This window comes from Hanstruepera ponticola (genome assembly GCF_002940745.1).
GTDB classification, from domain to species: domain Bacteria; phylum Bacteroidota; class Bacteroidia; order Flavobacteriales; family Flavobacteriaceae; genus Hanstruepera; species Hanstruepera ponticola.
Genome location: NZ_POTB01000002.1, coordinates 239736 through 263689, shown reverse-complemented (window position 1 = coordinate 263689; position 23954 = coordinate 239736). Strand labels below are relative to the sequence as shown.

25 protein-coding genes are annotated in these 23954 nt (G+C 33.8%); 10 read left to right on the top strand and 15 right to left on the bottom strand.

Translation table 11 applies throughout. The features are described 5' to 3' along the window. The first annotated feature begins 1 nt into the window (after position 1). Positions 2-712: a response regulator transcription factor gene (locus C1S72_RS12695; RefSeq protein ID WP_104736098.1), complete on the top strand. Its 711-nt coding sequence runs from the start codon at positions 2-4 to the stop codon at positions 710-712. A 55-nt stretch (positions 713-767) separates the two neighbouring features. On the opposite strand, the gene C1S72_RS12690 is transcribed toward C1S72_RS12695, so the two are convergent. Genes C1S72_RS12690 through C1S72_RS12655 form a run of 8 tightly spaced genes read right to left on the bottom strand, consistent with a single transcriptional unit; the run spans position 768 to position 8295 of the window. Further along, the gene (locus C1S72_RS12690) at positions 768-1280 is read right to left on the bottom strand and encodes a YybH family protein (RefSeq protein ID WP_104736097.1); all 513 of its coding nucleotides are present in this window, start codon (positions 1278-1280) and stop codon (positions 768-770) included. Beyond that, positions 1267-2229 (bottom strand): tRNA (adenosine(37)-N6)-dimethylallyltransferase MiaA, encoded by a 963-nt coding sequence (gene miaA / locus C1S72_RS12685; protein WP_230401652.1) that lies wholly within the window; start codon positions 2227-2229, stop codon positions 1267-1269. The genes C1S72_RS12690 and miaA overlap by 14 nt, the downstream gene beginning before the upstream one ends. After that, entirely contained in the window at positions 2180-3052 is an 873-nt protein-coding gene (locus tag C1S72_RS12680; RefSeq protein ID WP_104736095.1) for an ion transporter, read from the bottom strand. Before C1S72_RS12680 ends, miaA begins: the two co-directional genes overlap by 50 nt. A gap of 33 nt (positions 3053-3085) precedes the next feature. Beyond that, entirely contained in the window at positions 3086-4450 is a 1365-nt protein-coding gene (locus C1S72_RS12675; RefSeq protein ID WP_104736094.1) for an exonuclease domain-containing protein, read from the bottom strand. Positions 4451-4473: 23 nt separating this feature from the next. Continuing rightward, positions 4474-5151 (bottom strand): YggS family pyridoxal phosphate-dependent enzyme, encoded by a 678-nt coding sequence (locus tag C1S72_RS12670; RefSeq protein ID WP_230401651.1) that lies wholly within the window; start codon positions 5149-5151, stop codon positions 4474-4476. Continuing rightward, a complete protein-coding gene (locus C1S72_RS12665; protein WP_104736093.1) occupies positions 5138-6379 on the bottom strand; it encodes a DUF1015 domain-containing protein in 1242 nt (413 codons plus the stop codon). The genes C1S72_RS12670 and C1S72_RS12665 overlap by 14 nt, the downstream gene beginning before the upstream one ends. Before the next feature lie 11 nt (positions 6380-6390). Continuing rightward, positions 6391-7278 (bottom strand): 3-hydroxyacyl-CoA dehydrogenase family protein, encoded by an 888-nt coding sequence (locus tag C1S72_RS12660; RefSeq protein ID WP_104736092.1) that lies wholly within the window; start codon positions 7276-7278, stop codon positions 6391-6393. 57 nt (positions 7279-7335) lie between these two features. Continuing rightward, positions 7336-8295 carry a Gfo/Idh/MocA family protein gene (locus C1S72_RS12655; protein ID WP_104736091.1) on the bottom strand — a complete coding sequence of 320 codons (960 nt, stop codon included), beginning with the start codon at positions 8293-8295 and terminating at the stop codon, positions 7336-7338. Between the two features lie 156 nt (positions 8296-8451). Between C1S72_RS12655 and C1S72_RS12650 the strand changes: the two genes are divergently transcribed. Then, on the top strand, positions 8452-9093 hold the full coding sequence (locus C1S72_RS12650) for a protein-L-isoaspartate(D-aspartate) O-methyltransferase (RefSeq protein ID WP_104736090.1): 642 nt from the start codon (positions 8452-8454) through the stop codon (positions 9091-9093). Here C1S72_RS12650 and C1S72_RS12645 read toward each other — a convergent pair. Further along, positions 9090-9617, bottom strand: a complete 528-nt coding sequence (locus tag C1S72_RS12645) for a hypothetical protein (RefSeq protein ID WP_104736089.1) — start codon at positions 9615-9617, stop codon at positions 9090-9092. The genes C1S72_RS12650 and C1S72_RS12645 overlap by 4 nt on opposite strands. 11 nt (positions 9618-9628) lie before the next feature. Beyond that, the gene (gene smpB, locus C1S72_RS12640; RefSeq protein ID WP_104736088.1) at positions 9629-10084 is read right to left on the bottom strand and encodes an SsrA-binding protein SmpB; all 456 of its coding nucleotides are present in this window, start codon (positions 10082-10084) and stop codon (positions 9629-9631) included. A gap of 93 nt (positions 10085-10177) precedes the next feature. Here smpB and C1S72_RS12635 point away from each other — a divergent pair, with 93 nt between their 5' ends. Further along, positions 10178-10918: a DUF6503 family protein gene (locus C1S72_RS12635; protein WP_104736157.1), complete on the top strand. Its 741-nt coding sequence runs from the start codon at positions 10178-10180 to the stop codon at positions 10916-10918. Here the strand turns inward: C1S72_RS12635 and C1S72_RS12630 are convergent. The 5 genes from C1S72_RS12630 to clpB all read right to left on the bottom strand — a co-directional run bounded on the left by C1S72_RS12630 (position 10905) and on the right by clpB (position 16578). Beyond that, complete coding sequence (locus C1S72_RS12630) at positions 10905-11369, bottom strand: SixA phosphatase family protein (protein WP_230401650.1); 465 nt, start codon at positions 11367-11369, stop codon at positions 10905-10907. The genes C1S72_RS12635 and C1S72_RS12630 overlap by 14 nt on opposite strands. Before the next feature lie 75 nt (positions 11370-11444). Continuing rightward, positions 11445-12230, bottom strand: a complete 786-nt coding sequence (locus C1S72_RS12625) for an alpha/beta hydrolase (RefSeq protein ID WP_104736086.1) — start codon at positions 12228-12230, stop codon at positions 11445-11447. A gap of 73 nt (positions 12231-12303) precedes the next feature. Further along, on the bottom strand, positions 12304-13002 hold the full coding sequence (deoD, locus tag C1S72_RS12620; RefSeq protein ID WP_104736085.1) for a purine-nucleoside phosphorylase: 699 nt from the start codon (positions 13000-13002) through the stop codon (positions 12304-12306). After that, the gene (deoC, locus tag C1S72_RS12615; RefSeq protein WP_104736084.1) at positions 12999-13670 is read right to left on the bottom strand and encodes a deoxyribose-phosphate aldolase; all 672 of its coding nucleotides are present in this window, start codon (positions 13668-13670) and stop codon (positions 12999-13001) included. Before deoC ends, deoD begins: the two co-directional genes overlap by 4 nt. Before the next feature lie 298 nt (positions 13671-13968). After that, entirely contained in the window at positions 13969-16578 is a 2610-nt protein-coding gene (clpB, locus tag C1S72_RS12610; protein WP_104736083.1) for an ATP-dependent chaperone ClpB, read from the bottom strand. Between the two features lie 203 nt (positions 16579-16781). Here clpB and ytxJ point away from each other — a divergent pair, with 203 nt between their 5' ends. The 7 genes from ytxJ to C1S72_RS12575 all read left to right on the top strand — a co-directional run bounded on the left by ytxJ (position 16782) and on the right by C1S72_RS12575 (position 23938). Beyond that, positions 16782-17171, top strand: a complete 390-nt coding sequence (ytxJ, locus tag C1S72_RS12605) for a bacillithiol system redox-active protein YtxJ (protein ID WP_104736082.1) — start codon at positions 16782-16784, stop codon at positions 17169-17171. Between the two features lie 217 nt (positions 17172-17388). Continuing rightward, entirely contained in the window at positions 17389-19206 is a 1818-nt protein-coding gene (locus C1S72_RS12600; RefSeq protein WP_104736081.1) for a M2 family metallopeptidase, read from the top strand. A 61-nt stretch (positions 19207-19267) separates the two neighbouring features. Beyond that, the gene (locus C1S72_RS12595; protein WP_162919984.1) at positions 19268-19846 is read left to right on the top strand and encodes a porin family protein; all 579 of its coding nucleotides are present in this window, start codon (positions 19268-19270) and stop codon (positions 19844-19846) included. A 187-nt stretch (positions 19847-20033) separates the two neighbouring features. Then, the gene (locus tag C1S72_RS12590) at positions 20034-21068 is read left to right on the top strand and encodes a helix-turn-helix domain-containing protein (protein WP_104736079.1); all 1035 of its coding nucleotides are present in this window, start codon (positions 20034-20036) and stop codon (positions 21066-21068) included. A 96-nt stretch (positions 21069-21164) separates the two neighbouring features. Next, positions 21165-21914 (top strand): type 1 glutamine amidotransferase domain-containing protein, encoded by a 750-nt coding sequence (locus C1S72_RS12585; RefSeq protein WP_104736078.1) that lies wholly within the window; start codon positions 21165-21167, stop codon positions 21912-21914. A 15-nt stretch (positions 21915-21929) separates the two neighbouring features. Further along, entirely contained in the window at positions 21930-22361 is a 432-nt protein-coding gene (locus C1S72_RS12580; protein WP_104736077.1) for a nuclear transport factor 2 family protein, read from the top strand. Positions 22362-22420: 59 nt separating this feature from the next. After that, positions 22421-23938 carry a M61 family metallopeptidase gene (locus C1S72_RS12575; RefSeq protein WP_104736076.1) on the top strand — a complete coding sequence of 506 codons (1518 nt, stop codon included), beginning with the start codon at positions 22421-22423 and terminating at the stop codon, positions 23936-23938. Positions 23939-23954 lie beyond the last annotated feature (16 nt).

Here is a 23954-nt window from a genome sequence, read left to right as displayed (position 1 = left end):
TATGACTGAAGCACAAAAGAAAATTTTATTAGTAGAAGACGACCCAAATTTTGGAACCATTTTAAAAGATTACTTAATCATGAATGACTATGAAGTCACTCATGCTAAAAACGGTATGGAAGGCTTTGAGAAATTTAAGAAAGATGATTTTGATTTATGCATTCTTGATGTCATGATGCCTTATAAAGATGGTTTTACTCTAGCCAAAGAAATTAGGGAGAAAAATACTGATGTACCTATTGTTTTCTTGACAGCCAAAGCCATGAAAGAGGATGTTTTAAAAGGTTATAAGGTTGGTGCTGATGATTATTTAAATAAACCATTTGATAGTGAAGTTTTGTTGATGAAAATAAAAGCTATCATGCAACGAAAAGCAACTGAAACAGTTGCTGATAGCAAGCAGTTTCAATTTAAAATTGGAGATTTTGATTTAAATTCAAAGCTTCGTTTTTTAACCTATGATGGAGGTGAGCAAATAAAGCTATCACCTAAAGAAAATGAGTTGCTACGTTTGTTGGCTTTACACGAAAATGATTTAATGCCTCGTGAATTGGCTCTTACCAAAATTTGGAGAGACGATAATTATTTTACATCTAGAAGTATGGATGTTTATATTGCCAAATTACGTAAGTATTTAAAATTAGATCCTAAAGTTGAAATCTTGAACATTCATGGAGAAGGCTTTAGATTGGTTGTTAATACTGAAGACTAAACCAATAAACTAAATAGATATAATACATAAAACCCAGCTAAATAAGTTGGGTTTTTTAGTAGCTGTCTAAATCATCTTGATGAAAGGCATTAATAAATGAACTTTCATTTATGGTGTTGTTTTCTGAAGAATCATAATCAACCAATATTTTCCAAATACCACTTTCCTTACGCAATATTACATGGAATTTTCCATAGTAGTGTTGTTCATTTTGAGTTCCTTTGTTTACAGTTAGTTTGTAAATACCCCTTTCTGAACCTGAATCATCATTGATTATGCGTTCTAAAAAACGGAACGAAATAGTTCTTTCCTGATTATTATTTGTCCAACGGTTCTCATAGCCTTTAATATAATTTTCTTTACTTAATATGCGCTTGCCATCACCACCAACTCGAATTAAATCTTCACTGTGTAGTGAGCCAAACAATCTATAGTCTGACGTTTCAAAGGCTTTTGTAAATTGTTCCCAAACATCTTTATTAATTTGTTCTAGGTTCTTGTTGTTCTGGGAAATAATAACATGACTTACAAAAAAGGTAGTAAGTAAGAAGAGTTTAAGATGCTTCATCGCGTTCAATTTTTTCGGTTATAGCATTAATTATTTCAGCAACATCAGTTTTGTAATCAAACCAAGAAATATCATCGGTTTTCTTAAACCAAGTTAGTTGGCGTTTTGCAAATCGTCTGGAGTTTTTTTTAATTTCAGAAATTGCAAAATCCAAAGTCCATTCATCTTCAAAACACTTAAATAATTCCTTATATCCAACTGTGTTTAGGCTGTTTAACTCTTTATTAGGATAGAGGCGTTTAGCTTCTTCAAGCAAACCCATATCAACCATTAAATCTACACGTTCATTAATTCTCTGGTAAATAACTTCTCGTTCAGCTGTTAAACCGATTGATAAGGTTTTAAAATTTCTTGAGCCTTTTTTTTTGTTTATAAAAGAAGAATAAGGCTTACCAGAACCTATACAAACTTCAAGAGCTCGCATAACCCGATGAGGGTTTTCTAAAGCAATGTTCTTATAGGTGTCTATATCTAGCTCTTTGAGCTGTTTTTTTAGGGGCTCAAGACCATCCTTTTCTAAAATAATATTTAGATTATTTCTTACACTTGGGTCTATTTCAGGGAAATCATCTAACCCTTTTTTAACAGCATCGACATAGAGACCAGAGCCGCCAACCATAATCACCAACCTGTTTTTTTTAAAAAGATTTTCTAGCGTATTCAAAGCATCTTTTTCAAAAGCGCCAACATTGTAATCTTCAAATATCGATTTATGATGTATGAAATGATGAGGTGCTGCCTGAAGTTCTTCTTGGGTTGGTGCAGCAGTACCAATTTGCATTTCTTTAAAAAACTGTCTGGAATCTGCAGAAATTATTTCGGTGTTGAAATGTTGCGCTAGTGCAATACTTAAATTAGTTTTACCTATGGCTGTTGGTCCAACAATAGAAATTAAATAGTTAGTCATGATGTAATTTGCAGCCACATTTAAAGCAATATTCTGCGCCATCTACATGCTTTTCATTTAAACAATTTGCGCAGCACTGAGAATTTAATTGAACTTCATTTGGGTGCGGAGGAATAACCCCTTGTTTTGATTTGTCGTTATCATTCGCTTTTTTTGTGTATTCAGCAGAAACAATACCAGTAGGTACTGCGATAATACCATAACCAAGAATCATAATTATGGTGGCAATAAATTGCCCTAAAGGTGTCACAGGAGCAATATCACCAAACCCAACTGTTGTTAATGTTACTATACACCAATAGACACTTTTTGGAATATTTGTGAATCCGCTCTCTTCCCCTTCAACCAAATACATTATGGTTCCAAATATCACAGCAGCAATCATTACAGCGAATAAAAAAACAGAAATTTTAGCACGACTGGCCTTAATTGCCGAAGCTAGTTGATTGGAGGCACCTAAATAGCGCGCCAATTTTAAGATTCTGAAAATACGTAATAATCTTAAGGCCCTCAATGCAACTAGGGCATGTGTTCCCGCAAAAATGAGAGATAGGTACTTTGGTATGGTAGAAAGAAGGTCTATAACGCCATAAAAGCTTGTAATGTATTTTATAGGCCTTCTTACAGAAATTATTCGCAATATGTATTCAATAGAGAATAAAATGGTTATAATCCACTCTGATATATTCAGGAAGTTATGGTATTTGGCATCAATACTTTTTACACTTTCAAGCATAACCAATACAATACTTGCCAAAATAGCAATAAGAAGGACAACATCAAATAACTTTCCAGCAGGCGTATCAGCTTCATAAATAATTTCATGAAGTTCGTCTTTCCAAGATTTAGTGGGTTTTACAGCCATGTTAACCAAAAATACTAAAAACTAAACTAGTAATTAATTTAATTGAATAATTTTCAGTTTTTTATTACGTCTTAAATAACTTTGTATAATGTGTTGCGAATCGCGATTGTTTTCCATGGGCGTAATTACAGATTTTAATATATCTATATTATTTATTTGATAATTTAAATTGAAATAGCCTAAACCTTTAAAAACACCATTTTCAATTAAAATGGCTGAACGTTCCTCAATATCACGACCTCTGTCAATAACTACCATATTTTGAGTATCATAACTATTTTTATTAATCAACTCCAGAACACGTTGGTTATAATCAGTTACAGTCTCTATTTGAATACAAGCACCTTCACATTGTTTTATGTTATAATTAAAACAGCTTTTTTTGGTTGGGTATAAGCCTACTAATTTTTGACATAAGTTATAATTTTCAACAGATTGAAATAAAAAGCTTTTAGCGCTTTGTCTATTGCTGAACGTTGTTATAGGTTTTTTTCTGCCATCTGCCTTGTCAATAGTTAGATTAATATAGCCATGTTCATCAGTAAAGCTATATAAGGCATGTGTAAATAAGTTTCGTCTTAAAGCTCTATTAAAAAGAGGTTTGTTGCGTTTGATTTCTTCACTTTCTTTGAGGAGAGCAACCAATTCGCTACCTGTTTTTTCATAGGTTACTGCAGCTACTTGACGTTGTAGCTTTTTTGATTTAGTACTTGTGTTTGTGAAGTGCTGACTGATGCGATTTTTTATATTCTTACTTTTACCAATGTATATAACATCACCATTTTCATTATGAATATAGTAAACTCCTGTGTCATTAGGGAGTTCATTAATGATCTGTTTAAGATTAGGTTCCATTTGATACTTTGGTTCCAATCTTATTGCATCTTGTACAATAAATTTCTCCAAATCTTTAGAAAGCAACATTTTGAAGAGTTTTACCGTTGCCATGGCATCACCATTAGCTCTATGTCTATCACTTACAGGTATCCCAAGAGACCTTGCCAATTTACCCAAACTATAGGAGTCTTGCCCAGGAATTAATTTTTTTGCTAATTCCACTGTGCAAAGTGTTTTACGCTTAAAGCCAAAACCCAATCGTTTAAATTCGGTGCGTAAAATACGGTAATCAAATTGGGCGTTATGCGCTACAAGGATACAGTCTTCAGTGATTTCAACAATACGTTTGGCAACTTCGTAAAATTTAGGAGCCGTTCGTAGCATGTTACTATTTATACCTGTGAGATTAACTACAAAAGGCTGTATGTCGCGTTCAGGGTTAACTAAACTAATGAATTGGTCAATAACTTTATGACCATCAAATTTGTAGATTGCAATTTCAGTTATGCCTTCTTCATTATACTTTCCACCAGTTGTTTCTATGTCTAATATTGCGTACAAAAAATAATTCTATCAATAAGTTTTTAATAATTACGTTCACCAAATATACTGCTTCCAATTCTGACCATATTACTACCACAAGAAATGGCCAATTCGTAATCACCACTCATACCCATTGATAGGACTCGTAAGTCATGATTTGTAGATTCCAATTCTTTTAGTTCGTCAAAACTGGATTTTAGTGTTTTAAATTCGTTTTCAATTTGTTTTTTGTCATCAGTAAAAGTAGCCATACCCATAACGCCAGTAACATTTACATGCTTGAGTTTTTTTAGTTCATCAGACTTTAAAATAGCTTTAGCTTCATTAACGGACATTCCAAATTTAGAATCTTCTTCAGCAATTTTTATTTGTAACAAGCAATTAATACTTCTGTTATGTTTAGAAGCTTGTTTGTTTACTTCTTTGAGCACTTTAAATTTCTCAACACCATGAATTAAACTCACAAAAGGTGCCATATACTTTATTTTATTGCTTTGAACATGACCAATCATATGCCATTCAATGTCTTTAGGTAGCTGTTCATGTTTCTCAACCATTTCTTGAATTTTATTTTCACCAAACACACGCTGTCCAGCGTCATAAGCTTCCATAATGGTGCTCACTGGTTTGGTTTTAGAAACGGCAACAAGAGTTACTCCTTTTGGTAATGACAATTTTATTTTATTAAGATTTTCAGAAACCATATTATTGGAACTCATAAATTGTTACACCACTACGCAGTTTAGGCTCAATAAAAGTTGATTTTGGAGGCATTTTTAAACCATCGTCGGCAATTTGCTTCATCTCCTCAACATTCACAGGAACCATGCCAAATCCTACAGCAAAATCACCGCTGTCAACTTGACTCTTTACGTTGACAACATCTTTTTTACCATTACTATACATAATTCGTAGATCGTTTCTTAAATCATTGATTCCAAGTATTGGTTGCAAAATTGTTTTGTACAAAATTTGAGCGTCCAAAGCGTCTAATGATGTCTCAAATTTATAGAGTGATTTACGAAGATAGAGAGAATAAAAATCACCATCCAAATACATGCTAAAATGATGTTTTTTGGATGGTTTATAGGGCATTTTTCCGCGATTCTCTATGCGATATATTCTATCGAGTTTAATAAGGAATTCTTCTTTTGATAAGCCATTTAAATCCTTAACAATTCTATTGAACTCATGAATTCGCAAATCTGATTCAGGAATTAAATAAGTCATGAAAAAGTTATAAGATTCATCTCCTTTATGATTGGTGTTCTGGGATTTCTCATCTTTATATAACAAATACGATGAGGCAGACCGATGATGACCGTCAGCAATATAGACCGTTTTCATAGCCTTAAATTCATCTGATATAGCCTTAATTACGTCAATATCATCAATTTGCCATAAATAATGTGTATCTCTGAATGTGGTAGTGAATTCAAATTCAGCACGTTCTTTTTGTGCTTCAGAAATTATTTTTGAAATCACATCATTGTCTGGATAGGTGAGTAGAACAGGCTCGGCATTGAACCCAACAGTTTTTAAATAATCTTTAAAAATAATTTCTTTGTAGGCTAGGGTTTCTTCGTGTTTTCTAATGACATTGGATTCATAATCTTTGGCACTAGCAGCTGCTATTATACCATTAAAAACTTGATGTTCCCTATCTACAATTTTATAGACATAGAAACTGGGCTTATTATCCTGAACAAATATGTTATCTTCTTTAAATTCGAGATAGCGATTTTTAACAAGTTGATAGCGTTCCGTTCCGGTGATTTCTCTATCATACTTATAACCTGGATTTACAATATGTAAAAAAGAAAATGGATTGTAATCCAGTCTGGCTTCACGTTCTGCTTGTGTATAGGTTTGATACGAACGCGATGCGACAAGGCTTACCTTATCACGCGTTGGACGTACTGCTTTAAATGGGATTATTTTAGCCAAACTAACATTTATTATGCGAATTGTTTTGCTACATGTTCTGCTTTTCTGCTATTAGAATAATCATAAAAGCCTTCACCAGATTTCACACCTAATTTTCCTGCCATTACCATATTAACGAGTAGAGGACAAGGTGCATATTTCGGGTTTTTAAAGCCATCATACATGACGTTTAAAATAGATAAACAAATGTCTAATCCAATAAAATCTGCCAGTTGTAATGGACCCATTGGATGAGCCATTCCTAATTTCATAACCGTATCAATTTCCTCAACACCGGCAACACCATTGTAAAGTGTTTCTATTGCCTCGTTTAGCATGGGCATTAAAATCCTATTTGCTACAAAACCAGGATAATCGTTAACTTCTGTTGGTGTTTTTCCTAGTTTTTTAGACAAATCCATAATGGTATTGGTAACTTCATCACTCGTATTATAACCACGAATAATTTCAACCAATTTCATAATTGGAACGGGATTCATAAAATGCATACCAATAACCATTTCTGGTCTAGAAGTTACCGCTGCAATTTGCGTAATGGAGATAGATGAGGTGTTACTTGCCAAAATAGTGTCTTCTGGACAAGCCTCGTCCAATTGTTTGAAAATTTTAAGTTTTAAATCAATATTTTCTGTAGCAGCTTCTACGACCAAACTGGCATATTCTACACCTTCGGGAATACTGGTAAAGGTTGTGATGTTATCAAGAGTTTCTGCCTTATCAGCTTCGGTTATTTTTTCTTTAGCGACCATACGATCTAAATTTTTAGAAATGGTATCCATGCCTTTTTTTAAAGAGGCTTCACTAATATCTATAAGTTGTACTTTAAATCCGCTTTGAGCGAATGTATGTGCTATACCATTTCCCATGGTTCCTGCTCCTATAACAGCGACATTTTTCATAAAAAAAAATATTTTTTATGTCCACAATAAAATGGACATCTTGAATTATTTAATTGTTTAAAATTGGTTTATAATCATTGTGGCAACACGAAGTGCTTCGGTGCCATCATGTAAGGTGACTATTGGTTTTGTATTATTTGTAATCGCATCAGCAAATGTTTCCAATTCATCTAAAATGGCATTATTGGATGCAATTTCAGGATTGTCAAAATAAATTTGCTTTTTTATGCCTTCGGCATTTTGCAATATCATGTCAAAATCACCGGGGTTTTCTGGAGCATCTTTCATTTTTACCACTTCACATTTTTTCTCCAGAAAATCTACCGAGATATATGCATCTTTTTGAAAGAAACGTGATTTACGCATGTTTTTTAATGAAATTCGGCTAGCTGTTAAATTGGCCACACAGCCATTTTCAAATTCTATTCGTGCATTGGCAATGTCTGGTGTATCACTAATAACAGACACGCCACTTGCTGAAACATTTTTGACATTAGATTTTACAACACTCAAAATAATGTCAATATCATGAATCATTAAATCTAAAACAACAGGAACATCAGTTCCTCTAGGGTTAAATTCTGCTAGTCTATGTGTTTCAATAAACATGGGGTTTTCTATTTTGTCCTTTACGGCTATAAAGGCAGGATTAAAACGCTCTACGTGACCTACTTGTCCTCTAATGTTGTGCTGCGCCAATAGTTCTCGAATTTCTTCAGCTTCTTCAACAGTATTGGTTATTGGTTTTTCAATAAAAATATGTTTGCCTTTTGCAATGGCTTTAATGGCACAATCATAGTGCGAAAGAGTAGGTGTGACGATATCAACCATATCAACGGCTTCAATAAGTTCGTCAATTGAATTAAAGTACTTATAGCCAAATTCAGCTTCAACCTTTTTTGCATTAGTTTCATCAGCATCATAAAACCCAATCAAGTCATATTTAGCTGATTGCTGTAAAAGTCTTAAATGTATTTTGCCTAGATGACCAGCACCAAGAACGCCAGCTTTTATCATTTTCTTATCATTTTGAACAAAAATAAGGTTTTTAACTATTTATTTACATGAATAAGCCCATAAAATCTATAATCTTAAAATCTTTAATAATTTGAATATTTTTTAATTTTTATGCTGAAAATGTTTGACTAATTTTATGCCTCAAAATAATTGTCATTGAAAGATACTTTTAAACATAAAGGGATGCGTCAGCAGTTAGTAACTATTGTTGAAAGCAAAGGGATTAAAGATCAACAAGTATTACGAGCTATTGGTGATATTCCAAGACACTTATTTATGGATTCTGGTTTTTTGGATCATGCCTATCAGGACAAGGCATTTCCTATTGCCGCAGATCAAACTATTTCACAACCCTACACTGTAGCTTTTCAAACAGAATTACTCGAAGTAAAGCCAGGAGATAAAATTCTTGAGATTGGTACTGGTAGTGGTTATCAAACAGCTGTACTTTGTAAACTTGGAGCTCAAGTGTACACAATAGAAAGACAAAATGAGTTATTTAAAAAGACTAGTAAGTTTTTACCTAAATTAGGTTTTAGACCGAAAAAGATGATTTTTGGTGATGGTTATATTGGTCTTAAAGAAGAGGCTCCTTTTAATGGAATTATTGTAACAGCAGGAGCACCATTTGTCCCAAAAGCTTTACTCGGACAACTGGCTATTGGTGGTCGCTTGGTTATTCCAGTAGGCGACGATGTACAAACGATGACCCTTTTTGTAAGAAAAGGCAACAAAGAGTTTGAAAAACACGAGTTTGGCGAATTCCGTTTTGTACCCTTGCTAGAAGATAAAAATTAATTTTTAGGTAAGTAAGCGTCAGGGATAGGGCTTTCAACGCTTTCCTGTTTCCAATAAATATTTATGACCCACCATCTTGTGCCATCATTTAGCAGTTGAATACTGTTAATACCTCTCATAAAAGGTTTTTCATCAGTTTTCTTGTAGTAAGACTCATAGGTGCTAAAAACCTGTGAAATATTTCCAAACGTTTCAACTGTTCTATGAATTTCAATTTCATGAAAACCATTTTCTACCAGCCATTTTCCAGATGATTTAATATAATCACTAGGAGTCATAAACCGAGCACCATATTTGCCTTCTTGGTTCTTACCTGTTGGTATTAACTTGGCGTCTGGATGAAACAAGTATTTAAAAAGATCCCAATTACGTTCTTCGCCTTTATCACCTGAAATTACTTGATATAAGGTTTTTATAGTTGTATCTAAACTGATAACTTTATCAGCATAAGGGCTGACTTTGTCTTGGGAAAAACCCATGAAGCAAACCAGTATCATGAAGGTAATAACTGTTATTTTTTTCATAATTATATGTTTTAAAAACTTTTCTTTATGCGATCTAAACGTACTTTATTTTCCCGATCTTTTATAGATTCACGTTTATCATACAACTTTTTACCTTTAGCCAAGGCAATTTCTAGCTTGGCAAACCCGTTGTCATTAATAAATAAACGCAAAGGAATGATAGTTAATCCAGTATTTAGAGATTCTTTTTCAAGCTTTTTTAATTCCCGTTTATTTAAAAGTAGTTTGCGCTCAGCTTTTGGTTTGTGATTGTAGTAGTTGCCAAATAGATATTCTTCAATAGTCATGTTTATGACAAACAATTCACCCCTGTCATTAAACTCACAAAAGCTTTCAGCAATTGATGCTTTACTATTTCTAATGGATTTTATTTCAGTACCAGTCAATACAATACCAGCTGTGTATTTATCAAGTATTTCGTACTGAAATCGCGCTTTTTTATTCTGTATGTTAATTTTTTTCTGCATGAACTTCAAAGGTATATAATTTATGATTATTTTCTGAAGGATTAAAGTAAGTATTCAATAGCTTTACGACTTAAAATGGTAAAATATGCCTTTATGAAGTATCTTTTAGTATTATGCTGTATAGTCACCTTATTAAGGTGTGACCAAAAGTCTGCCAAATATCTATCTGCTCAAGACGTCATTGATAAATCTATTGAAGCTTCTGGAGGTGCAAAATTTGATAGTTCAATTATTGAATTTGATTTTAGAGACAAACATTATTATGCCGAAAGAAATCAAGGTACGTTTAAGTTAGTGAGAACATTCAAAGATTCAACAAGAAAAATCACTGATTTTTTAACCAACAAAGGTTTTGAGAGGCATGAAAACAATAAGCCGGTAAAGGTTCCAGACAGTATGCTATCTCGTTATAGTGCTTCAGTTAATTCGGTACATTATTTTTCGGTGCTGCCTTATGGATTAAATGATGCTGCTGTGAATAAAGTACTATTGGAAGAAAAAAACATTAAGAACAAAGCATATTACATAGTAAAGGTTACTTTTAATCAAGATGGTGGTGGTGAAGATTTTGAAGATGTATTTGTTTACTGGATAAACCAAGAATCTTTTAAAGTAGATTATTTAGCTTATTCATATAATGAGACTGATGGTACCGGATTTCGATTTCGCGAAGCTTATAATGAACGATATATTAATGGCTTACGCTTTGTGGATTATAATAATTACAAACCCAAACAGTCGAAATTATCTGTTAGTCAGTTAGACGAATTGTTTGAGAAAGGTGAATTAGAACTTCTTTCTAAAATTGAACTTAAAAACATTAACGTGGATTAATTTCTAGTACCTGATGTGAAATGACGCAATCGGTAATGGTAACTATGTATAGATTTCCATTATTACTGTCATCAATATCGTCATACTTATTTTCTCCAATCATAGTATTTACAAATTCTGGTGTGGTATTACTGTGACCAACAATCAAAACTGTTTTTCCATTATTATCTGTCATAAATTTTTCGCCGTTTATGGCACTAGCGTCATAAATTGTAAGGTCTAAATTATTGGCACGTGCTGTTGGATGAGCTGTTTCTCTAGTTCTATTATAATCAGTTGAATAAATAGCATCAAATTTCACATGCTTTAAAATATTGCTCCAATGGTTAGCTCTAGCTTTACCTATTTCAGTTAAATGAGGATTACGATTGGTTTTATCACTTCTGTCTTTTTCTGCGTGACGAATGAAATAATAGGTCGAAATACTGCTTTTAGTACTTGAGTCTTGCATGCTTTTATCTTGGCAATTAAGAAAAGAAAAAGAGCAGAATAATAGTAACAGCCCACGTTTTAAATACGACATATATTAGTTTTTGTGTTTGTTTAAAAAATCCATGACTACTTTCCAGTTAGCAGTGACTGGAGCTTGAACGCGTTCTTCCACAAGCATTGATGAGCCATGTCTGCCATTTTGAGCAACATATGTTTGATGTCCAAATTCTTCAGCTAAAGCCATTTGCGTTTTTACACTTTCAATGGCAGCTTCACTACTTGGTCTTAACAGGAGCATGGGTGTTTTTATTGATTCAAAATATGGGTTGGGTTGACAGCCATTCATGGGTTCTCCTGAAGCCGGTGAAAAGGCTAAAACAGCATCAACAGTATCCGGATTATTATAAGCTAGTTTAATAGCAAGTGTAGCGCTATAACTACTTCCCCATACTATAATCTTACCAGTGTTTGAGGTGTTTTTCATGTATTTCAGGCCAGCTTCTAAATCTGGATAGGCATCACAATAGTCAAACCGATTTATATCAATATCAGCAACTGTTCTGTTGTAGTTACCGAGTAATTGTCCACCAACACGCTGATCTACAGCCAAAATATTATAGCCAGACTCCAATAGTTTAGGAATTATAGGTTTGTATTCAGAACGAACATTGGCACCACCTTGATGAAAGAGTATAATGTTTGGCGCATCTAAATCTTGTTGATAGAAATCTGCATAAACTTTTACGCTATCTGATGAGTAAAAATAAACTTCTTTCTTTATAGGTTCTTCGGTTGGTTTTGTAGTGATTTCTTTATTAGTTTCTTTACAGGAGGAAAAAATTAAACCGATTAAAAGAAATAGAGTGGTCAGTTGTTTCATAATTGGATTGATTGATGTTTAACCAAATATAGAAACACTTTGATTATAAGGCTTTTAAATATTTGTTAAAAAACTAGGCGAGTTCTAGAGCTATCTCTATCATTTCTTTAAATGTCGATTCGCGTTCTTTACTTGTAGTACGTTCACCGGTAACTAAAGAGTCAGAAATGGTTAATATGGATAGGGCATTAACGTTGTGTTTTGCAGCAATGGTATAAAGTCCTGCAGATTCCATTTCGACACACAGCACGCCAAATTTTGACCATTTTTTGTACGATTCGAAATTGTCGGCATAAAACTCATCAGAGGTAAACACATTACCGGCTTTTAACGGTATATTTTTAGCTTTTGCTGCTTCTACTGCTTTTTGGAATAACCCAAAATCGGCAGTAGGAGCATAGTCAGCACCACCAAAGCGTAATTCGTTAACACCAGAATTTGATGATGCAGCCATGGCTAATACAATATCACGTACTTTCACATGTTTTTGGTAAGAGCCTGCGCTACCAACACGTATTAGGTTTTTGACGCCAAATTCATTTATCAATTCATGTGCATAAATAGAAATGCTTGGAACTCCCATTCCTGTTCCCATTACTGAAACACGCTTGCCTTGGTAGGTTCCTGTGTAACCAAACATGTTCCGAACTCTATTGAAGCAAACCGGATTATCTAAAAACGTTTCGGCTATCCATTTAGCTCGTAAGGGATCGCCTGGTAATAAAATAGTTTCTGCAATGTCTCCTTTTTTGGCTTCAATATGTACACTCATATTACGGGTTCTTGAATTTGTGCTTTGCTTTCCAATAGAATATTGACACCAGAAGACGTTCCAATTCTATCAGCACCCAAATCTAAGTATTTTTTTGCAGTTTCTAAATCTCTAATACCTCCAGATGCTTTAATTTTTGCTTGATTTCTTATTGTTTTTTTAATCATTTTCACAGCGGTTAAGGTAGCTCCGCCTTTTGAGAAACCAGTAGAGGTTTTTATAAAATCAGCTTTAGCATCCAAACAAATTTGCGCTGCTTTGACAATTTCATTTTTAGATAATTCACTAATTTCAATAATTACTTTCAATGGAGTTTTTCCAATAGCCAATTTTACATCACGAATATCCTTGTAAACGCTAACAAAATTTTCACTTTTCATCATGCCAATATTCATAACCATATCAATTTCATCAGCACCTTGAGCGATAGCTTGTTTAGCTTCAAATACTTTTGTTTCAGTGGTGGAGGCACCTAAAGGAAAACCAACTACTGTACATACTTTAACATTAGATTTTGAAACTAGCTGCTTTGCATAAGCTACGTAAGAGCTATTGACACAAACTGCATAAAATCGATGCTTTTTGGCTTCTGCGCATAAATTTTTGATATCCTTTTGCGTTGCAGAAGGTTTTAAAAGTGTATGGTCTATATAATTATTAATTTTCATAGTAAATTTAGGTTAAGTGTTGTAAAAATACGATAAACTGCATATTTTATTGCATGATTAGGTAAGTTTTAGATGAACGGTAAGCATATTTTTTTCAATTTGCTCATTTTTAATTTATTACATTTTTTTGTAATTATGTACGAATTCAATAAAATTATAGATTGAATTTATAGTTTGTTTAACATTTTAATAAAAAAGAGCAATCCGCATCTTTTTCAAGATTTGTATTGCTCTTTCAAACTAACTAACCAACTATTATGAAAACGTAACAGTTTGAAATTTATTACGCTTACTCATATTAAAATTCTTCTACTACTAAATCACCTTGATTTCTAAAGACTAATTTATCATCAAAAGCATCTAAAAGTATAATGCTATCTGTCGTTACGTGACCTGATAAAATTTCCTTACTCAATTGATTAAGTACTTCTTTTTGTATGACACGTTTTACAGGTCTTGCACCATATTCTGGATTGTAACCTTTTTCAGCTAAATAGGCAACAGCTTCCGGTGTTGCATCAAAAGTGATACCTTGTTGTGCAATCATTTTGGTAATGCCTTTTAATTGTAAACCAACAATATCGGTAATGTTTTCTTTGGTCAACGGTGTAAACATTATGGTATCGTCAATACGATTTAAAAATTCTGGTCTTACCGATTGTTTTAATAAAGCTAGTACATCTACTTTCGCAACTTCCATAGCAGCCTCGATATCTTTTGTAGCTTCAAAACGTTCTTGAATAATATGACTACCCATATTAGAGGTCATGATTATAATCGTGTTTTTAAAATCGGCAATTCTTCCTTTGTTATCTGTTAATCGCCCTTCATCTAATACTTGCAATAAAATGTTGAAGGTATCTGGATGTGCCTTTTCAATTTCATCTAGTAAGACTACTGAATATGGCTTGCGTCTTACAGCTTCTGTTAATTGACCACCTTCGTCATAACCTACATATCCTGGAGGCGCACCAACTAATCTGCTCACAGCATGACGCTCTTGATACTCACTCATATCAATACGTGTCATAGCATTTTCATCATCAAATAAATACTCTGCCAGAGCTTTTGCTAATTCAGTTTTACCAACGCCTGTTGTACCAAGGAACAAGAATGTTCCAATAGGTTTTTGAGGGTTTTGCAATCCAGAACGACTACGTCTTACAGCATCACTAACAGCTTCAATAGCTTCCTCTTGGCCAACCACACGTTTGTGCAATTCGTCTTCGAGCTTTAATAGTTTTTCGCGCTCACTTTGTAACATTTTGGTTACTGGAATACCTGTCCATTTTGCTACGACTTCTGCAATATCATCATAAGTGACTTCTTCTTTTATAAGTGAATTATCACTTTGATTCTCTTGCAATTCTTTTTGAAGCTTTTCCAAGTTTTCTTGTGCTTCTTTTATTTTGCCGTAACGAATTTCGGCTACTTTACCATAGTCGCCTTCACGCTCGGCACGTTCGGCTTCTAGCTTGAAATTTTCAATATCCGATTTAGTTGTTTGGATATTGTCAACCACTTCTTTTTCACTTTTCCACTTGGCGTTTATCTCGTTGCGTTCCTCTTTTAAATTAGCTAATTCTGAACGTAATGATTTCAACTTGGCTTCATCTTTCTCACGCTTAATGGCTTCAATTTCAATTTCTAGCTGCATGATTTTACGATCTAAAACATCCAATTCTTCTGGTTTGGAATTGATTTCCATACGTAATTTAGAAGCAGCTTCATCCATTAAGTCAATAGCCTTATCTGGTAAAAAACGGTTTGTAATGTAACGCTCTGATAATTCTACAGCACCAATAATAGCCTCATCTTTAATACGAACCTTGTGATGTGTTTCGTATTTTTCCTTTATACCTCGTAATATTGAAATAGCACTTTCGGTATCTGGCTCATTCACCGTTACTTTTTGGAAACGACGCTCTAGCGCTTTATCCTTTTCAAAATACTTTTGGTATTCGTCTAGGGTAGTGGCACCAATGGCTCTTAACTCACCTCTCGCTAAAGCTGGTTTTAAAATATTGGCAGCATCCATAGCGCCTTGTCCACCACCTGCACCAACTAGTGTGTGAATCTCATCAATAAAGAGTACAATATCACCTTCACTTGTCGTTACTTCTTTGATAACGGCTTTTAAGCGTTCTTCGAACTCGCCTTTATATTTAGCACCTGCAATTAGCGCTCCCATATCTAAAGCAAAAATTTGTTTTTCTTTTAAGTTTTCAGGAACGTCACCATCAATAATTCTGTGCGCTAAACCTTCGGCAATGGCTGTTTTTCCGGTACCTGGTTCACCAACTAAAATCGGATTATTTTTAGTTCTTCGTGATAAAATTTGAAGTATACGTCTTATCTCCTCATCACGACCAATAACAGGATCTAGCTTACCATCTCTAGCTAATTGGTTGAGGTTTTTAGCATATTTACTTAACGAATTATATGTTTCTTCCTGACTCTGTGATGTTACACGGTCGCCTTTACGCAACTCTTCAATGGCTGCTGTTAGGGCTTTTTCGGTAACACCTTGGTCTTTGAGCATTTGTGCTATTTTGCTTTTCGATTTAAAAACCGCTAAAATTAAATGCTCAACCGAAACATACTCATCATTCATTTTTTTAGCAATGATGGATGCCTCATTTAATGTTTTTCCTGCATCACGTGACAACATGATGTCACCACCAGATACTTTAGGGAAACTCTCCAGTTGTTTATCTAAAGCTTGTTCTAATACGTTTACATTTACATTCAGTTTTTTTAGAATAAAAGGTAAAACGTTTTCATCAACATTGAAAATGGCTTTAAAAATGTGCTCATTTTCTATTTGTTGATTCTCGAAGCTCTGCGCAAGCTGCTGTGCTTGCTGTATGGCTTCCTGTGATTTTATAGTATAATTATTAAAATTCATATTATTTAATTTCTTTTAAATGTTGTGTTGTTTGATAGGTCTATTTCAATTATCTTACCAATTCAAAACAACAGACAAAATGTCCGATAAAAGCAGATGAACAGTGACGTTTAGTCAGTTGTAAGATTTTAAAAACTTAACGACTTAAATGATTCTAAAGGTAGATTCCGTATCAAGTACGGAATGATAGAAAATGAAATTTTATGGGCATTTTAAACAAATTATTTGGTGGTTCAGCTGAACCAAAAGAAGAAAAACAACTACCATGGATTCCGTTAAACGATATCCAACAACTACAACATATAGCCGAGAAATCTAAAACTAAAACACAGGTTGTTTTTAAACACTCTACACGCTGTGGTATTAGTCGTATGGTAATGAATCAGTTTGTGGAAAGCTATGATTTAAATGAAAACGACTTGGACTTGTATTATTTAGATTTACTGTCCTATCGTGATGTATCCAACGAAGTAGGTTATACATTTCAAGTGATGCACGAGTCGCCGCAACTGTTAGTCATTAAAAATGGTGTGACCGTAGCACATGCTAGTCATGGTGCTATAAATACTGTGGATTTACAAAAATTTGTTTAAATCCTATTCGGCTTTTCGAGTGAATTTCAACATTTTATGATTGAAATTTGTATCGAGAATAAGAATTTAGACAAACAAAATACTTCTCGATACAATTTTTCTGAGAAAAATTATTCGAACTGACGTATGTGCTTTATTTTCATTTTCTAAAAGGCATAAATACCAAAATCCAGCTATTTTTCGTATTTTCAGCAGTCTAATCAAAAAAACTCTTGAAATGAAAAATACATTCCTATTGTTTGCTCTATTAATAATTGTTGCGAGCTGTAAAAAAGAAGTAAAACAAGAGGTCACTAAAGTAAGTATCCAAGCAGACGTTAATGCTTTCCTGGATGATTACACCCAGAACTTCACTAGGTTATATTACAATTCATCTTTAGCGGAATGGGATGCGAATACTAGAATTGTTTCAGGTGACACAACCAATGCTTACAAAGTACAGCAGGCAAACGAAGCCTTTGCTAAATTTACTGGAAGTACTGAAAATATTGAAAAAACCCGAAAATTTTTAGAGAATAAAGACAGTCTGGATATTGTACAAGTTCGTCAATTAAATACCATTCTGTATGCTGCTGCTAATAATCCAGAAACGGTTTCAGAATTGGTATCAAAACGCATAGCTGCCGAAAATGCGCAAAATGAAACTTTGTTTGGATTCGATTATCAGGTAGATGGTAAGTCTGTGACAACAGGAGAAATTGATGGCGTATTGCGTGAGTCTTCCAATTTAAAGGAACGCCTTGCTAATTGGGAAAGTTCAAAGGCAGTCGGTAAGGATCTAAAGGACGGTTTAGGAAATTTACGAAAATTACGAAACGAAACCGTTCAAGCTTTGGGATATGATGATTATTTTTCCTATCAAGTGTCTGATTATGGTATGAATAGAAAGGAGATGCTACAAGAAATGAATCAAATGGTTAAGGAAGTCTGGCCCTTATATCGTGAATTACATACTTGGGCACGATATGAATTAGCTAAAAAATATAAACAAGAAGTTCCTGAATACATACCAGCACATTGGTTGCCTAATCGTTGGGGACAAGATTGGAGTGCTTTAGTTAATGTGGAAGGATTGGATATTGATAGTGCATTAGAAGATAAAGACCCAGAATGGATTGTAAAAGAAGGTGAGAATTTTTATAAGAGTATAGGTTTTGATGCCTTACCACAAAGTTTTTATGAAAAATCGAGTATGTATCCATTGCCTGAAGATGCTACTTATAAAAAGAACAACCACGCATCAGCTTGGCACATGAATCTGGAAAACGATTTGCGTTGCCTGATGAGTGTTGAACCAACAGCCGAGTACTACGAAACCATACATCACGAATTAGGACATATTTATTATTTTCAAGCATATACCAATCCAGATGTGCCACCATTATTACGTAATGGTGCCAATAGAGGGTATCACGAGGCTATTGGTAGTTTGTTAGGTTTAGCAGCTATGCAAAAACCGTTTTTAGCCGAAAAAGGACTGGTAGATGCCAATACGAAAATTGATGAAACTCAAAACCTATTAAAAGAGGCTTTAAACTATGTGGTGTTTTTACCATTTTCTGCAGGTGTGATGACGGAGTTTGAAAATGCGCTTTATGCCGAAAACCTGTCCCAAGATCAATTTAATGCCAAGTGGTGGGAACTCGCTAAAAAATACCAAGGCATGGTGCCACCAACCGATAGAGGAGAAGCATACTGCGATGCTGCCTCTAAAACCCACATTAATAACGATGCTGCGCAGTACTACGATTATGCGGTTTCCTATATTTTATTATTTCAGTTTCACAACCATATTGCTAAAAACATCTTAAACCAAGATCCACATGCTACCAACTATTATGGCAGTCAAGAGGTAGGTAACTTTTTAAAAGGCGTGTTGGAAGTAGGAGCGAACTGCGATTGGCGTGAGTTGTTGCAAAGCAATATTGGTAGTGGTATGAGTGCTAAACCCATGCTCGATTATTTTGAACCCTTAATGACTTATCTACAGGAGCAAAATAAAGGGCGTAAATACACTTTGCCTATAAGTTTATAAAAATATTTTTTGACAGATAGGTATTGTTGTTATGTTTAAGGAATTTTTATCAAGTTTATATATGAAGAAAATTATATTTGTAACTTTATTATTAACTGCTATGTTTTCTAAAGCACAAGAATTGAGTTATGGTGTTGCAATAGGAGGAAATCAGTACGAGGTTTATTGTGATTGTGGAATAAGTTCTGATGAAGTAGGTACTTCTAAAATTGGTTTATATTTTGGTGGATACATTGACTATGGGTTTACTGATCACATAGGTGCGAAAGCATTAATTGCATACAATCAAAAAATCATGGGTGGTGATATACCTGTTAATTTCAGTTTTATTGATATTAATCCGAGTTTTAAATATAGTTTTGGAAAAGAATACAATAAGGGTTTTTATCTACTTTTAGGACCAAGGTTTTCATTCCTCCTAAATGCTGAATTTCAAAACCAAGAAATAACAGATTTTTTTGAAAGTAGTCATATAGGATTACAATTAGGAATGGGTGCAACAATTTATAAATTTTTGGAATTGGAAATACGTTTTGATTATGGGGTTTCTGCCCTGTATGAAGTTATGGGTAAGGATAGAGAAATATTTGGTGGGTTATTAGTTTTAAATTTAAATTTAGAAAAGCTAATTAACAAATAATTAAACTTTAGAGCTTTTCAAAAATTAATATATTTATTGATAACAAAAAAACTCCCAAGTTTTAATTTGGGAGTTTTTTATGTGTTTAAGTTAAAATTATTTATTCTTTTTTGGGTTATAAACGGGTAGAAGTTTATAAGAAATAACTTTTTTGACAGTTTTAGTTTAAAAAACTAACTTCGCCCTAATGAATTTTGACAGCCAAATTATTTTTTTCTTTAGTGCGTTGGGAGCCTTTAACGGGTTTATACTAGCTATTTATTTTGCTGTAATTGCAGAGAAGAAAAAATTTTCTAACTATTTTTTGGCTTTGTTGTTGTTGGTTTTAAGCATCCGGATTATTAAATCGGTGTTTTATTTTTTTAATCCAGGATTGTCCGGTGTATTTATTCAAATTGGGCTTTCGGCCTGTATTTTAATTGGGCCGTTTTTGTACCTCTATCTCAAGTCGCAAACCACACAAAAAACGAAAGCATGGACTGTTCATGTTTTACCCTACTTAATTGGGATTACCCTTTTGGGTATAAGCTATCCGTACATAGAGCATCGTCCAATATGGAGTCGGTATATTGTAAGAGGCATTTACCTGCAATGGTTGGTGTATATTGTTTTATCCTTTAAATATGTAAAACCACTTTTTAAAATTGCGTTTGAAAAAAAAGATAGGCTTAAAAGTATAGAGATTTGGTTGTTAAGTATATTTTCTGGGGTTTCGGTAATTTGGTTTGCTTACAATATAGCCTCGTATACCTCGTATATTGTTGGTGCATTGTCCTTTTCATTTGTAATGTATTTAATTGTACTGCTTTTTGTGTTCAGAAATAAAAAGGAAGCCACGTTTTTTGAGGAAAAGGAAAAATATAAGAACAATAAAATTGATGCCAAAATAGTTGCACTTATTGCTACTAGAATCAAACAAGTCAAGGAACAGGGCTTGTATTTAAACCCTAAAATAACTTTAGCCAGTACTGCCAAGGAATTGCACATTTCAAAGCATCAGCTTTCGCAGTTTTTAAATAATAACCTCAATAAATCGTTTTCGGTTTTTATCAATGAATTGCGTATTGAAAAAGCCAAAGAGCTATTGAAGTCAACAAACCAATATACCATTGAAGGAATAGGTTACGAATGTGGCTTTAACTCGAAATCGACTTTTCACACTACTTTTAAGAAAGTAACCGGACAAACACCTTCCGACTACCAAAAATCATTAGCAAAATAAGTGTGATATTATAAATTAGAACTTCTACTTGATAAGTTAGAACCCACAAGACATTAGGTTTTCTCATATTTGCTTTAAAATATTACTTAAATAGATATGCGAACATTTGTAATTTCTTTTTTAATGCTATTTATAGCATCTAACGGTTTGTCCCAACATAAACAATCTGGGCTAATAGTATTTGTGACTTCCAATCAGGAAACTTATGGGAACTCCAATAAAAAGACTGCCAATCATTTTGGAGAAATTGTATTGGCCTATGATGTGTTTGTAAAACACGGCTACTCTATTGATTTTATAAGTCCAAATGGTGGTGCGATACCTATAGGGTATATTTCTAAATCAGATTCCATTCAGAACCATTACTTAAATGATACCAAATTTATGAAGGCATTAAAAAACACCTTTCGCCCTACAGATATCAATCCTTCAGATTACGATGCAGTATATTACAGTGGTGGTGGTTCAGCCATGTTTGGAATAGCCAATAACACCACAATTAACAGCATAGCCGAAGCTATTTACAGGAATAATGGTATTATTTCAGCTGTATGTCATGGTACTGCAGGCATTACCAATTTAAAGACAAAAACTGGTGAGCCGCTTTACCAAGGAAAGCAGATTAGTGGCTATCCAGATATATTCGAAAATAAAGATGCTGCGTATTATAAAACTTTTCCGTTTTCTATTGAAGAAAAAATAAAGCAAAACAAAGGAGATTTTCGCTATTCTGAAAAGAAACGGGATAACTTTTATGTTGTAGATGGTCAATTTATCACCGGTCAGGATCCATCTTCAACTGTTTCTGTAGCAACACAGGTAGTTAAAACATTACAAAACCAGTAAACTAAATTTTATATCATGAAAAACACAATTCTATCCATTCTTTTTGTTCTTTCGTTAAACCTTATTAGTGCTCAAAGCCAAAGCGGAACAACAGATATTCAAGAGATTTCAGAAACCTTAATGTTGTACATTGACGGCACACAAAATGGAAAGCCGGAAAAATTAAAAAAGGCTTTTCATCCAGACTTTAATCTCTATACCGTAACCGAAGAAGATAGCTTGCGTATTCGTTCTGGTGCACAATATGTATCTAATGTAAAAGAAGGGAAAAAAAGTAATCGTATTGGACGTATTATTTCTATCGATTACGAAAACGATGCGGCCATTGCCAAGGTGGAAATTTTAGTGCCCAATAGAATTTATACAGATTATTTTTTATTGTTGAAATATGAAGGGGCTTGGAAGATTGTTCATAAAAGTTACACCTGGAAACCAACTCAAAGCTAGATGGGTTGTAACAAAAATTGACAATTTTAGTCATATAGTAGTTCATCAAATCAAAAAACATGTTTTTAAATCAACTCACCCGATTACACATCGCAAGTCTGTTTATTGCCTTAATGTTGTTTAGTATTGAATCGAATGCTGAAACAATTGATAGCAAACAAGCAACCACCTACACCATAACAATTCATAAAAGCAATCCTAAATTCGCTCAAATAGAATCCAGATTCACACTCAAGGATAGCTTGTTGTATATGGGTTGGGGTGCATCAAATCTACCCAATAGATGGGCAACCTTTGTACGCAACCTAGAGGTTATGGACAAACAAGAGCAATTATTGTCTGTACAAGTTTTAGATGATGCCCAATGGAAAATTAATGCGCCAATACATACGGAAATAAGATTACGTTATGATGTTCATTTAGATCATGAAAACTATGACTGGAGTAGTGGTATAGATGCGGTGGCTTATGCAACAGATTTAGGAGTTTTCTATACGGGTAGGACCTTATTTATACTTAACGGTGATGACCTAACCAATATTAATGTAAGGTTTAACATACCCAAGGATTGGGCAGTAACCAATCCATGGTCTAAAAGTGCTGAAAATACGAATAGTTTTCAGGCAACAAACATTACTGATTTGTTAACAGCACTGATTTTCGCTGGAAATCACAAAGAAATATCACTTAAACGTGATGATTTTGAGCTGGTTTTTGCTTTGGGTTCTACAGATATTATGAATCAGGAAACTGAACTCAAGGAACTAGCTCAAGGTGTATTGGATTATTATATTGAGCTTATGGGCGGAATTCCTAATCCGAGTCCAGATAATCCCTTGCGTAAATCTGTGGTTGTTATTAGCTCATCGGAGAAAACAGATGGCGAAGCTCTTGGTAACAATGTGAGTGTGCTAATTGAAAAAAATGGTGATGATTTATCGAAAACTTTTTCAAGGTTCATTTTTGCTCATGAATTTTTTCATCTATGGTGCGGTAAATCTTTTAGTCCAGTATCTGATGATACCGAATGGTTTAAGGAAGGTTTTACAAATTATTATACGTTGAAAGCTTTGCATCACGTGAATTTTTTAACAGATGAATCCTATTTAGATTTTTTAAGTAGTTTTTTTTATAAACGATATCATGATGACGAGGGAGTTGGAATCTATGCGATGGCAGATGGTGAAAAAAAGCATGACCATTGGGGTTTGGTATATGCAGGTGGAATGTTGGTAGGCATGTCGCAAGACTTGATTATCAGAAATGCCACAAATAATGAAAAAAGCATAGACGATTTAATGAGGCAGTTATTTGAAAAATATGGTGGAAGCAACAATACATATACACTAAATGAACTTCAAGAGTTATATGGAAAATTGAGTGGCACCAATCCAACCGAATTTTTCAATATGTATATATTAGGCGCAAATGAAATACCAATTGACGAGTATTTAACTTTAGTAGGATTAGTTGCTAAAATTGAAAACGGTCAGTTAATTATATCAAAAAGCGATGTGTCAACACCCAAGCAACAAAATATGTTGGATGGTTTTTTTGGTGAGTTAAACACTAAATAAGATTATCGACCTGACC